The sequence below is a fragment of the Candidatus Brocadiaceae bacterium genome, from assembly GCA_012728835.1.
Taxonomy (GTDB): Bacteria; Planctomycetota; Brocadiia; order SM23-32; family SM23-32; genus JAAYEJ01.
Genome location: JAAYEJ010000028.1, coordinates 1 through 12874 on the forward strand (window position 1 = coordinate 1; position 12874 = coordinate 12874).

The window sequence follows — 12874 nt, forward strand, 5'->3', positions numbered from 1 at the left end:
GTCCGTCACGAGCGGAAGCTCGCGCGGATCGCGGTTGTGCACGTCCGCCGGCGAAACGCCGACCAGCGGCGAGTCGGTCCCGACCGCCTCGAAGCAGGAGGCGATGTGCTCGCCGGGCGTCGTCGTCACCTGCGCCGGCAGGAAGGCACTTGCCTCCTCGCCCGTCAGGCCGAGGGCCACGACCTGCCCGCCGTCTCGCACCCAGTCACGGACGGCCGAAGCGTTGGCGGCAAGCTGCTCGCCCGCGCCCGGGCCGACAACGAGAACCTGTCCATCGGAAAGGTCACCGTTGAAAGCGGAGAGAGTGATGCCCGCCGCCTCCAGATGCTCACGGCCGGCCTCGTCGCCGGCATAGACGACCGTCCTGCGGGCTGCGGGCTGCCATTGGGACACGTAGCGCACGATGTTGCGCGCCAGCGCCTCGGCGGCCGGATCGCTCTCGGTGCGGCCGGTCACGTCGGTCTGGCAGAACAGCACCATGCCCTGTCCCTCGCGGTACTCCATCAGCGTGGCGTACTGCAGGGAGTAGCCGCCATCGAGGATGGGCAAAAAGTCGCCGGCCGCCGGCTTCTCGATCAGGGCCGAGGCGACGTTCCCGCGGTTGCCGCAGCGCCAGATCCGTCGCGCGCGCATGCCGCACCATTCGACGATGGGCGAGTAGTCCATTACGTAACTGATGACGGACGGCAGCACGGTGGCGCTGCCGCGCCAGTCGCGGAGGTTCTCGTCGGCGATGCCGGACAGCAGCGGATGGTCGGGCACGCGCTCGAACACGTTGCGCAGGCCGTATTCGGCGATGCGGAACCCGAACCGCTTCTCGAGCACGTCGCCCGTCTGCTCGAAGAGCACCACTCGGAGACCCTCCCGAACGCGGGCCAGGTCCGGAGCGGCGTTGGCGAGCGTCAAGGCGTTCTTGCCGATGACGAGCACGTCATAGGACGACGTGTCCGATTCGGCCTCCACCTTGTCGAAGGCCACGCCCAGGTCGGCCAGCATCTTTGCCGTCTCGCCCTTCGGATCGAAGACGGCGATCCGGCCGGCCGCAGCAACCGGCTCCGGCGCAGGCAGCACGTGGACGTCGAAGGAATCCTCCTGCGTCTCGCCCGAACTGAAGCGCACGGCGGCCGTCAGCGTATACTGCCCGGCGGCCAGACCGTCCGGCAGCTCGAACGAGAGGGGGATCCGCTCCTGCTCGCCCGTCGGCACTTCGACCGACTTCGTGCCGTTCACCGGCGACGGGAGCCCCAGGGTCCACTCGCAGTCGGCCGTGACCGTCTCGCGCGAGTTGTTGATGATGATCAGTTGCTTCTCAACAGTCTCGCTGGCAAGGAAGTTATGGTCCTTGCTGGTGAACGCAGCCGGCTTGCCGGCGATGTAGGCGAGCAGCGGACCGTTGTTGCGCTGGAGAGCGGCCGTTGCCATGGGGTAGTCCCTGTAGCCCTCGGGGGCGCTGACCGACAGCCCCCAGGTGCGGAAGGCGCGGAAGTTGTTGGTGAAGTACATCGCCAGGACCGGGTCCCGCTCGGGGTGGGGACCGCCGAGGCGGTGGGGGTAGTCCCAGCGGTGCCAGAGTTCACCGTTGCGGAACTTCCCGGCCTCCCAGCGGAGGTTGGTCTTCTCTTCCTCGGTGATGTCGTAGGACTGGGGCCCGAGGAACTGCGCGTTCCACTCGGCGTTGCAGATCTCCCACGGGACGACGGCGCTGCCGAAGGTCCGCACGCCCTTGTACCAGCCGCGGTACATGGACCAGTCCCAGGAAAGCGGCGTGCCGTACTCGACCGTGTCCATGGGCTTGCGGCCGTACGTGGCCCAGTGCCCGAACCAGTCGTCCATCTCCTGGACGGGCGTGAAGTTCGCGTAGAAGTTGCTCGTGAACATCGGGCCCAGGTTGCCCGACGAGTGATGGTAATAGATGCGCGTCGGGTCGAGCTTGTTCACGATCGCCTGTGCGCGCAGGGCCCACGAGGCGTTTCGCGTCTGATAGGTCTGGCGGGGATTGTGAATCCCGTCGATCGTGTCGGGATTCATGTCCTCGCTGTAGCCCGTGCCGTTGTGGTTGGCCGCGTAGAAGACGACCGAGGGGTGATTGCCGGCGATGCGCGTGTAGAACTCGGTGTGCCGGGCGTAGCCGTTCGTCTCCTCGGCGTCGGCCGTGTTCCAATCGTACTGGCGGTAGTGCGGCTGGGTCAGTGCGACCAGCGTGCCTTCGTCGTCGGCGGCCTTGAGCACGCCTTCGAAGCCGGTATGATCGCCCGGCGCCGCGCCGAAGCCGCCGCAGGCGACGAGGTTGATACCCACCTCGCGCAGGCTGCGCATCCGCTCGCGGGCGCCGTCGTAGTCGCGGCCCGGCTGGCCGCGTGAGAAGGACAGGAAGACTTTGGAGCCGTTCAGGTAGAAGAAGCGTCCGTCGATCCAGAACTCGCGGAAGCCGAACCGCTCCGGCAGCGCCTCGTCCAGCACCTTCCCGCCGGCGTCCAGCACCGATACGGTCACGTCATAGCGGTTCTCGGGCGTGTGCAGATCCCACAGCTTCTCGGGCCGCCAGTTCTTGGTGATCGATATCCGGCCGTCGACGACTTCCCTGCCGCTGAAGGGGTCGCTGGTGAACGTGCGGGCGACCTCGTCCCCGTCGCGGACCTCGGCGTGCAGGACGTAGGCCGCCTCCGGGTCGACGTCGGACAGCTCCGTGTTGAACGTGATCTGCCAGTTGCGCGTGGACGTTTCGACGCGGACGTCGCCGATGCGCGCCTCGCGCGGGCCCGCCACGAGCTTCACGTCGCCGCAGAGTCCCTTGTTCCTGACCCGTCCCTCGACCTCTCGGGCCGCGTTGGTGTCGTTGAAGGCCAGCATGACGGCGCGCAGCGGCACGGCCAGCACCGCGATGCTGAGCGTGTGCGTCCGGCCGGGGTGGCAGAACGGCGTCAGGTCCACCTCGCCGGCGGGGAACTGCATGTCGCCGGCCTTCCAGCCGTCCACGTAGACGGTGGCGAAGGAGTGCAGGTAATCGGCCGTCAGCGCGATGTGGCGGTCCGCCCAGTCGTCGGGCACGGTCAGCTCCACCTGATACCAGGCGGCCTTGAGGTCCGCCAGGGCCTTGTCCGGCCAGGCCGGGTTGGGTGTGAGCCTGCGTTGCGCCTGGTCGTCTGTGTTCGACGGCCACGGGGTGGGCACCCGGAGCCGGCCCCATCCGTCCTCCGGAGGGGCGTCCATCTCGCCGCCCGCCGGTTGCCAGAGCCACCATCCGCTCATCGACACGACGTCGCGCGTGGCGGTGGTCTGTCGGACGGCCGTGTCCAGCATCCACAGGGTCCGGGCCTCCCCCGGGGGTTCCGCCGGGCGCTCTCCCTGGGCCAGCGCCCCTGCGGGCGCTGCGCAACCGGCGATCGTCAGAACACACAGCCATCCGGCCAGCATCCAGTCTGCTCGTCTCATCCTGCTCCTCCCTCAACGGGCCGCACTGCCTCCCGTCCCTCACCCGGACCCGCCGTCGGCGGGATTCCCAGAACCGTCCATCCGAACGATCTGAGTGTACGGGGTATCGCAACCGTGTTCAACGCGCCCGCGGGCGCGCACTCAGCCTGTGTGCGGCCGGCAACCCAGGGTGGCCGCGACCTCTGCCCAGTGGCGGGCCAGCCAGAGGAGGGGGCGCGGCAGATCGCGGAGGCTGAAGTGCACGCGCTCGGGCGGCGGCACCTTGGCCGTGCCCTCGATGCGCACGGACAGCCAGCGGGCTGCGAACGCGAGCGGCAGTGCGTGCACCTCGGCGGCCTCCAGCGGCGCGCGCCCGGAATAGGAGCTCAGCCAGAGCACGCACCGATCGACCCGGAAGTCCGAGGCGTCCGTCAGCGACCGGATGTCGGCCGGATCGAGCGGCGTGCGGCGGACCGCGCCGATGAAGTACATGCCGTCGGCCAGGTCCCGCACGCGGGCCGCCGGGCGCGCCCAGTCGAAGTCGAAGACGCCGCTCACCTCGCCGTGCCCGTCGAACAGGAGATTGGCCAGGGTGTAGTCCCCGTGCGTCAGAACCTGCGGGAGTCTGTAGTAGCGTCCGTCTCCGAACTCCTCTCTCAGACGCTCCAGCCAGAGGCGGCAGCATTCCGCCTCTTCGGCGAGCGCGCCGGCTGCGCCCGCAAGCAGTTCGTCGTAGGCGCGTCCGAGCAGGAAGGGGTCTTCCGGGCGCCGGAGCGCGTCCGGAACGCCCACGGTGGCATACTGGGCCACCGGCGGCGCGTCGTCGGCCAGGGGGAACGAGGCGGCGGCCCGGTGGAAGTCCGCCAGTGCCCGGGCGGCCGAGCGCAGCTGGTCGTCATCCGCGCGGGCGCAGCTCCGGCCGGGCAGCAGGGGGTAGACCTCGAAGACGCGGCCGCCGAGGCGGGTGCAGGTCTCTCCGTCGCGGCGGGCGACGGGCGCCGCCGTCGGCACGCCGTGCCGGACGAGGTGGCGGCGCAGGGCGTGGTCGAAGGCGACGGCCTCCGGCGTCGACGTGCGGGCGCCGCGCGTGCGCAGCAGCCAGAGGCCGCGGGTCGTCTGCAGGCGTCGGTTGGCGGCGGCCGTGCCGCCGTGGTCCTGCACCGCCTGCAGCGTCCCCAGGTCGTAGTCCGCCAGGACGGTCTCGATCAGTCCGTCTTCCGGGTGTCGTGTCATGGGTTGGGTCCGTCCTTCGGTGCGTCGCCTTCGCACTTCCCATCCGCCGCCGTATCCGGCATAATGCACGATTCTACCGTCTTCGCCCGGCTTCCGGGCGGCCATCTGCAGGAAAGCAAAGGACCGGAAGGTGTCTGTAGTGCACGAGACTGTCGAGGCAGGCAAGCTGCTCCTGGCCGGCAACGAGGCCGTGGCGCTGGCGGCGGCCCATGCGGGGGTTCGCATGGCCACCGGCTACCCGGGGACGCCGAGCACGGAGGTACTCCAGACGCTGGCCGAGTACGGCGACCGCCGTATCGCACTGGGCTGGGCGCCGAACGAGAAGGTGGCCCTGGAAGTCGGCGCGGGCGCAGCGTATGCCGGCGCACGGGCACTGGTTACGATGAAGCACGTGGGGCTGAACGTGGCGGCCGACCCGCTGGTCACGTCCGCCTACACGGGCGTGCGCGGCGGCTTTGTCGTGGTCACGGCCGACGATCCCGGCATGCACTCCTCGCAGAACGAGCAGGACAGCCGCCACTACGCGCGCCTGGCCGGGCTGCCGATGCTGGAGCCGTCCGACAGCCAGGAGGCCTACGCGCTGGCGCGCGAGGCGTTTGCGCTCAGCGAACGGTTCGAGACGCCCGTGCTTCTGCGCATGACCACGCGCGTCTGTCACTGCAAGAGCCTGGTGGAGCCCGCGCCGCCGGAGGAACTCGAGCGGCGCTACGGGTTCCAGCGCGACATTCCCCGGTTCGTCATGGTGCCCGGCAACGCCCGGAAGCGCCGGGTCGTCCTGGAGGAGCGTCTGGCCCGACTGCGCGACTACTGCGAGCAGACGGGCTTGAACCGGGTCCATGGGGACGGCGCCGCTGCGGCGTTCGGCGTGGTCGCGGCCGGGGTGGCCTCGCAGTACGTCCGGGAGACCGCCCCCGGGGTGCCGGTCCTGACGCTTGCCACGGTCTGGCCGCTTCCGCTGGCGCGCATCGCCGAGTTCCAGCGGCAGGTGGGCGACCTGCTGGTGGTCGAGGAGCTGGGCGATTTCCTGCTGACGGAGATCCGCGCGGCGGGCATTCCGGCCCGCGGCAAGGCCGCGCCGTTCCGGCTGGGCGAGCTGAACCCCGACCGCGTGCGGGCCATCCTGGAGGGCACGCCCGAGGAGCCGCCCCCCGTCCCGGCCGACCTGCCGCCGCCCCGGCCGCCGGTGCTCTGCCCCGGCTGCGGCCATCGCAGCGTCTTCTCGGTCCTGAAGAAGCTGGACCTGATCGTCATGGGCGACATCGGATGCTACTCCCTGGGCGCTCTGCCGCCGTTGAGCACCCTGGACACCTGCCTGTGCATGGGCGCCGGCGTGGGGCTGGCGCTGGGCATCGAGCGGGTCGCAGACGAACAGGAGGCGCGGCGCGTGGTCGGCGTCATCGGCGACAGCACGTTCTTCCATTCGGGCATGACGGGCGTTCTGGACGCGGTCTACAACGGTTCACGCGGCACGCTGCTGGTCCTGGACAACCGCACGACGGCCATGACCGGCGGGCAGGACCATCCGGGGACGGGCCGCCGGCTGGACGGCACGGCGGCCCCTCAGGCGGACGTGGCGGCGGTCTGCCGCGGCCTGGGCGTGCGCGACGTGCGGGTGATTGACCCCTACGACCGGGCGGGCCTGGAGCGGGCCCTGCGCGAGGCCACGGCCGGCGACCGGTACAGCGTCATCGTCTGCCGGCGGCCCTGCCTGCTGGCCGAACGCCCGCGCGAGGTGCGTCGCTTCGTGATCGATGCCGAGGCGTGCAGGGATTGCGGCGCCTGCCTGCGCACGGGATGCCCCGCCCTGGAGCCGGCGGACGGGTTCGTGCGCATCAGCGAAGCGCTGTGCCGCGGCTGCGGGCTCTGCGCCGAGATGTGCCGATTCGGCGCGGTACGGGAGGTGCAATGCCCGTGAGCGAAGCCACCAACGTGCTGATCGTCGGAGTCGGCGGGCAGGGCGTGCTGAAGGCCGGCCAGGTGCTGGCCGATGCCCTCGTTGCCTGCGGGCACGACGTCAAGCAGAGCGAGGTGCACGGCATGGCGCAGCGGGGCGGCAGCGTGGTCAGCGAGGTGCGCTGGGGCGCGCGCGTCTTCAGCCCCCTGGCGCCGTGGGGCGCGGCCGACTTCATCGTGGTACTGGACGACGTGGAGGGCCGGCGCGCCGCCCCGAGGCTGCGCCCGGGGCGGGGGCGGCTCGTCTCCCTGCCGGCGGGCCCGGAGAGCGGCCTGGCCGACCGCAGGTGCCGCAACATGGCCGCTCTGGGGTTGCTGGCCCGATACCTGAGCGTGCCGGTCGAGGTCTGGCACGACGCGATCCGGCGCGCGCTGCCGCCGGTCACCCATGAGTCGAACGTCGCCGCCTTCGAGGCCGGCCGCCGACATGATCCGGACGGAGCAGACCATGCAGCATCCGTGGGATAGGGACTACCTGCCGCGCGAGGAGCTTGAACGGGAGCAGGTCGGGAAGCTGCGCCGCCTCGTGGCCTACGTGCGCGAGCGCGTGCCGTTCTACCGGGAGGCGTTCGAGCGCTCGGGCGCGACCGAGGCGGACGTGCAGACGCTCGGGGACGTCGCCGGGCTGCCGTTCACGGTCAAGGACGACCTGCGCGCGAACTACCCGTTCCGCCTCTTCGCGGTGCCGCAGGACGAGATCGTGCGCATTCACTGCTCGAGCGGAACCACGGGGCGCCCCATCGTCGCCGGCTACACCCGGCACGACCTGGACGTGTGGAGCGAGGTGATGGCGCGCACGCTCCACCAGGCCGGCGTCACCTCCGGCGACATCTGCCAGGTCGCCTGGGGCTACGGGCTGTTCACCGGCGGTCTGGGTGCCCACTACGGCGCCGAGCGCCTGGGGGCGACGGTCGTGCCCATCTCCGGCGGCAACACCGAGCGTCAGATCGCTCTGATGCAGGACTTCGGCACCACCGTCTGGATGGGCACTCCGAGCTACGCCACCTACCTGGCCGAAGTGGCCGAGCAGATGGGCGTCGACGTGCGCGCGCTGCCCCTGCGCGTGGCCGTGCTGGGCGCCGAGCCGTGGACCGACCGGATGCGCGCGGAGATCGAGGAGCGCATGGGCATCCGCGCCTACGACATCTACGGCCTGACGGAGGTCATCGGGCCGGGCGTCTCGGCGGAGTGCGAATGCCAGAGCGGCCTGCACATCTTCGAGGACCACTTTCTGCCGGAGTTGATCGACCCCGAGACGCTGCAGCCGGTCTCCGAGGGCAAGCCGGGCGAACTCGTGCTGACGACCATCAGCAAGACGGGGATGCCGCTGATCCGCTTCCGCACCCGCGACATCACACGCCTGCATTACGGGCGCTGCGAGTGCGGCCGCACGACGGTCCGCATGGAGCGCGTGCAGGGGCGCAGCGACGACATGCTGATCGTGCGCGGCGTCAATGTGTTCCCCTCGCAGATCGAGTCCATCCTGCTCGGTATCGAGGGCGTTCAGCCGCACTACCAGATCGTGGTGGACCGCCAGGGCTCGATGGACGACATGGAGGTGCAGGTGGAGGTCGAGGAGCGCTTCTTCTCCGACCGCGTGCGCGAGCTGGAGGAGTTCAGCCGGCGCGTGCGGGCCAGGATCGAGAGCACGCTCGGCCTGCGCGTGCACGTGCGGCTGATGGAGCCCGGCTCCATCGAGCGGAGCACAGGCAAGGCGAAGCGCGTCGTCGACCGGCGCAGACAGCAGTAGGGGGATGCACCATGTTCGTGAAGCAGATGTCGATCTTCCTGGAGAACCGAACCGGGCGGCTCGAGGCCGCCTGCCATGCGCTGGCGGACCGCGGCGTCAACATCCTGGCGCTCAGCCTGGCCGACACCGCCGACTTCGGCATCCTGCGCATGATCGTCTCCGATCCCGAGGCCGGCGCCGCCGCGCTGCGCGAGGCGGGCTTCCCGGTCGTGGTCAACCACGTGCTGGCCGTCGAGGTGGAGGACAGGCCGGGCGGGCTGGTCCGCGTCCTGGACGCGTTGCGGGCGGACGGCATCAACGTGGAGTACATGTACGCCTTCTCGACCGTCCGCAGCCGGCAGGCCGCGCTCGTCTTCCGGTTCGAGGACAACGCCGCCGCTGTGGCAGCGCTCCAGAAGGCCGGCATCAACGTCATGAGCCGCGTGGCCGTTCTGGGTCAGTGACCCGAGCGCGTCAGCGGCAGTCCGGCCGACAGCGCGATGCCGGCCCTGCCCCCGGCGGTGGCCTGGAGGTAGAGGACATGCGGCATCGTCTCGGCCGTCTCATACTCGAGCACGTCCCCGAGCGGTTCGCCTCCGCTCTGCTCGGCGTAGAGGTCCATGGCGTCGGGGTCTCCCATTACGGTGATCCTCACCGGGCCCGCCGTCTCCGGCACAACGCTCAGCATCACAGGCACCCGGTCGCCGCCGACGCCGAGGAGCACGCCCGGGTGTTCCTCCCGTTCCTCGGGGAGGTCCCGGACCCTCAGGTCCACGTGGAGAGCCGCGACCCGGACGAGGTCCTGTGCCGTGCTGCAGCACTCGTCGTCGGCGCTGAGCGTGAGCGTTATGTCGCAGTAGCCGCCGGACACGGCCTCCAGCCAGACGTGGTCGGGCGCGGGTCGTCCTTCGGCGCCGGGGTCGCCGCCCCCCGTCCAGGTCAACGCCTCCGCCGTCAGTGGAGTGCCGCCGCTCTCGGTTGCGTAGAACCGCACCTCTGCGCCGCCCCGCAACTCGGCCGTCCACGCCGCCGTGCCGTTGCTCCCAAGGGGAGGGCACAGGACGATACTGAGTCGCCTGCGGGCGTCGCCGACAGCCAGCCCCGCTCCGGGGTCCTCCTCCATGTCGTCGGGCACTCCCTCCATGGCCAGATCGACGGCAAGGGATGGAGCGGAGGCCCGGCACTCGGCGTCGTCATCCGGGCACCGCGTCGGCCGGCCGCGCGCGTCTTCCGGGTACGTGGCCGTCACCCCGGCCACAGTCAACAACAGCATCACTCCAGCGGCCACGCCCGACGCCCGCCTTCCCATTGTGAGCCCCTCTTCCCATGAATCACGCACCCCATGCGCTACAAACACGATACACGACCGCATCCCATCCCGTCAATGGGTTGGTGTCCCTCATTTCGTTCTGTTGAACTCGTTTCGGTATCATGGCCGGGAATACACTTCCGGGAACCTGTCTATGGAGGGCGCGGAGGCATGAAGGGGATTGCAGCGTGGGTCGGGGCGGCGGCACTGGTGCTGTCTGCGGCGGGTGCGTTTGCACAGGAGGCGCCGGCGGGCACGGGGTCCGTTTCGGTGCTCGACAGCTACTCCGTCTGGCGGTTCACCTGCCAACTGGCGCCGCCCGTGCTGGAGAACGGTGAGACCGTCAGCTTCCAGTGGCGATGGCTGAACACGGAGACGCCGCCGGCCGCTGAGGGATGGGAGGCGACCGACTTCGACGACCAATTCTGGGCGCGCGGGACGGCGCTGCTGGTGCCGAAGACGGCGCTGGCGAAGCGGCTCTGCGTGCGCGGCAAGTTCACCGTGACCGATCCCGCCGCCGTGAGGGACCTGAAGCTGACGGTCGGCTACCGCGGCGGGCTCGTGGTCTACCTGAATGGCAAGGAAGTCGCGCGGGAGCACGTCGCGGCCGGCGAACCGCTGGCAGACGGGCCGGTTGGCGAGGAGCGCACGTTGACCGACCTGACGATCGCGGCCGACAGCCTGCAGACGGGCGCGAACGTCGTCGGGCTGGAGATCGTGCGGGCCTCTTACCCGGTTCAGGAGAGCGGCGAGGAGGTGCGGGAGTACACGCCGGCAGCCTGTGAACTCCAGCGCGTCGAACTCGTCGCGGCGACTGCCGACGGGCTTGTTCCGAACGCCGTCCGGCCGGACGGCTTCCAGGTGTGGAACGCCGACATCCTGGCCTCCGACTACGACCTCGACTTCGGCGACGCGGCCGAGGGTCTGCGGCCGGTCGTCATCACGGCCGCGCGGAACGGGCTGTTCGACGGCAAGGTCATCGTCGGCTCGACCCGGCCGATCGTGGGCCTCACGGCCACGCCGGGCGATCTGACGGGTCCCGGCGGCGCGATCCCGGCGTCGGCCGTGGATGTGCGCTACGGCATCCCGTGGGGCGAGCAGGCGCTGACGTCCGAGACCCACCTGACCGACGTCGCGCCGTACACCACCTTCCCGACGCTGCTGGATGGCCTGTCGGACGAGGCACCGGCGCGGGTCGATCCCGTCGTCTTCGAGCCGACGAAGGCGCGGGGCGAGGTGCTCTACGTCCGCACCGACCTCATCAACAAGAACCTGCTGGGCTCCAAGATCCCGGGGCATCTCCGGCTCCGGGGCGGGCGCGACTACCGCTTCTACTCCTACCCCACGCCGCCCGACGCCAAGCCGCCCGTGGGCGGCGCCGTGGTGCCCGTGTGGCTCAGCGTGCGCGTGCCGGCCGATGTCGGAGCGGGCACATATGCCGGCTCTGTGCGGATCGAGGCCGAAGGGGAGGCGCCCGTGGACGTGCCCGTCGAGGTGCGCGTCGCCGACTGGCGGCTGCCCGATCCCGACGACTACCGCACCTGGGTGGATATGATCCAGTGCCCCGACACCCTCGAACTGGAATACGGCGTCGAGCGGTGGTCGGATGAGCATTTCGACCTGATCGCGAAGTCATTCGAGCAGATGGGCCGCACCGGTTGCCGCATCGTCTACGTGCCCCTGATCGCCCACACGAACGTCGGCAACGAGGAATCGATGGTCCGGTGGGTGAAGAAGGAGGACGGCGGCTACGGCTACGACTTCTCGACCATGGAGCGTTACCTGGACGTCGCCGAGAAGCACATGGGCACGCCGAAGAAGATCATTTTCCTCATCTGGGACGTCTACATGACCCCGAAGGACGACGGCGCGATTGCCGGCGGGGCGGCGGTGCGCAAGAGGCTGACGAGGGAGAACCTGGACAAGAAGGGCGGCAACTACGGGCTCGGCCCCAAGGTGACCGTGCTCGATCCCGCGACGGGCACGACCGAGAACGTGACTCTGCCCACGCTCTTCGAGACCGAAGCCAGCACGCCGCTCTGGAAGCCGCTCTTCGACGAACTCCATTCCCGCCTCCGGACGCGCGGGCTGGATGAGGCGATGACGTTCGGCATCCTCTACGACACGTGGGCGACGAAGGACGAGATGGCGTTCCTCAAGGACGTGGCCGGCGACGTGCCCTGGGCCATCCAGTCGCACGAGGGGTTCGTCACAAGCTGGCATGACATGGACAAGCCGGAGCGCAGGCGGATGTACGATATCGCGCGGATCGGCTACCAGGCGCGAGTCTGGTCCGTGACGTTCTCCGACGACGGCGCCGACCGGGGCAAGGGCTACAGGGGCGGGATCGAGAGCCACCGCGGCTGGGCACGCGCGGACCTGGTGGCGCTCTTCGACCGGTTCTCGCGGGAGCGGCATCCGTGTACGCGATGGTTCCGCATGATGGAGGCGGCGATCACGGGCTCGCAGTGCGGGCTGGGGCGCCTGGGCGCCGACTACTGGCTCGTCGTGAAGGACAAGCATGGGCGGCGCACGGCCCGCAGCTACCAGCGCTACCCCGAAAGCGACTGGCGAAACCTGTTCATCGCCGACTCCATGCTGGCCCCCGGGCCGAACGGGCCGGTCTCGACCAACCGCCTGGAGGCGCTCCGCGAAGGCGTGCAAGACGCCGAGGCGTACATAGTGGTCGAGGAAGCCGTGACGGACGAGGCGCTCAAGGCGAAGCTGGGCGAGGACCTGGCCGGCCGCTGCGAAGAATATCTGGCCGCGCGCCACATGATGCTCTGGCTGAGCCTCAGCAACCTGCAGCTCCACGGCCGCGACGAGAAGCGGCCGGGCATCAGCGCAAAAGGCTGGCGGGCCGCCCCGAACGCCACCGGCCACCAGTGGTTCCTCGGCTCCGGCTGGCAGGCCCAGCGCGTCCGGCTCTACGAACTCGCGGGCGAAGTGCAGCGCAAGCTTGCTGAGGAGTAGCACGCGTCGCAACGGTCGGGCAGGGAGGTGATATACCGCAGAGGACGCAGAGGGCGCGGAGAACGGCAGAAGACGGCAGAGGACGGCAGAGGAGGGATGGAGGGCGGGGTCAGGAGTGTGACTGCGTTGCGTTGCCGATGGCAGCTCTTGTGTCTTCTCCGGAGCCGTTGCCCTCTGCGTTCTCGGCGCTCTCTGCGGTGACATATCTTTGGACCGCGGAGGACGCAGAGGGCGCGGAGAACGGCAGAAGACGGCAGAGAACGACA

General features: G+C 69.9%; 8 protein-coding genes. 5 read left to right on the forward strand and 3 right to left on the reverse strand.

What is annotated here, in order from left to right; all coding sequences use genetic code 11:
• On the reverse strand, window positions 1-3432 hold a 3432-nt coding region (locus tag GXY85_04150), incomplete at its 3' end, for a hypothetical protein (protein ID NLW50022.1).
• Between the two features lie 141 nt (window positions 3433-3573).
• Entirely contained in the window at window positions 3574-4644 is a 1071-nt protein-coding gene (locus tag GXY85_04155; protein NLW50023.1) for a phosphotransferase, read from the reverse strand.
• Between the two features lie 223 nt (window positions 4645-4867).
• Between GXY85_04155 and GXY85_04160 the strand changes: the two genes are divergently transcribed.
• The 4 genes from GXY85_04160 to GXY85_04175 are packed head-to-tail and all read left to right on the forward strand — an operon-like array spanning window position 4868 to window position 8790.
• On the forward strand, window positions 4868-6559 hold the full coding sequence (locus tag GXY85_04160) for a 4Fe-4S binding protein (GenBank protein ID NLW50024.1): 1692 nt from the start codon (window positions 4868-4870) through the stop codon (window positions 6557-6559).
• Window positions 6550-7065, forward strand: coding sequence for a pyruvate ferredoxin oxidoreductase (locus GXY85_04165; protein ID NLW50025.1), 516 nt, complete (start codon window positions 6550-6552; stop codon window positions 7063-7065). Before GXY85_04160 ends, GXY85_04165 begins: the two co-directional genes overlap by 10 nt.
• The gene (locus GXY85_04170; GenBank protein ID NLW50026.1) at window positions 7046-8347 is read left to right on the forward strand and encodes a phenylacetate--CoA ligase; all 1302 of its coding nucleotides are present in this window, start codon (window positions 7046-7048) and stop codon (window positions 8345-8347) included. Before GXY85_04165 ends, GXY85_04170 begins: the two co-directional genes overlap by 20 nt.
• Before the next feature lie 11 nt (window positions 8348-8358).
• Window positions 8359-8790: an ACT domain-containing protein gene (locus GXY85_04175; GenBank protein ID NLW50027.1), complete on the forward strand. Its 432-nt coding sequence runs from the start codon at window positions 8359-8361 to the stop codon at window positions 8788-8790.
• On the opposite strand, the gene GXY85_04180 is transcribed toward GXY85_04175, so the two are convergent.
• Window positions 8784-9635, reverse strand: coding sequence for a hypothetical protein (locus tag GXY85_04180; protein ID NLW50028.1), 852 nt, complete (start codon window positions 9633-9635; stop codon window positions 8784-8786). The two genes, GXY85_04175 and GXY85_04180, sit on opposite strands and share 7 nt — an antisense overlap.
• 171 nt (window positions 9636-9806) lie before the next feature.
• Here GXY85_04180 and GXY85_04185 point away from each other — a divergent pair, with 171 nt between their 5' ends.
• Window positions 9807-12608, forward strand: coding sequence for a DUF4091 domain-containing protein (locus tag GXY85_04185; GenBank protein NLW50029.1), 2802 nt, complete (start codon window positions 9807-9809; stop codon window positions 12606-12608).
• Window positions 12609-12874 lie beyond the last annotated feature (266 nt).

Bases quoted from the DNA above. Each gene is read 5' to 3' on its own strand.
- GXY85_04185 (NLW50029.1), top strand. From the start codon at position 9,807: ATGAAGGGGATTGCAGCGTGGGTCGGGGCGGCGGCACTGGTGCTGTCT.
- GXY85_04180 (NLW50028.1), bottom strand. From the start codon at position 9,635: ATGGGAAGGCGGGCGTCGGGCGTGGCCGCTGGAGTGATGCTGTTGTTG.
- GXY85_04175 (NLW50027.1), top strand. From the start codon at position 8,359: ATGTTCGTGAAGCAGATGTCGATCTTCCTGGAGAACCGAACCGGGCGG.
- GXY85_04165 (NLW50025.1), top strand. From the start codon at position 6,550: ATGCCCGTGAGCGAAGCCACCAACGTGCTGATCGTCGGAGTCGGCGGG.
- GXY85_04170 (NLW50026.1), top strand. From the start codon at position 7,046: ATGCAGCATCCGTGGGATAGGGACTACCTGCCGCGCGAGGAGCTTGAA.
- GXY85_04155 (NLW50023.1), bottom strand. From the start codon at position 4,644: ATGACACGACACCCGGAAGACGGACTGATCGAGACCGTCCTGGCGGAC.
- GXY85_04160 (NLW50024.1), top strand. From the start codon at position 4,868: ATGGCCACCGGCTACCCGGGGACGCCGAGCACGGAGGTACTCCAGACG.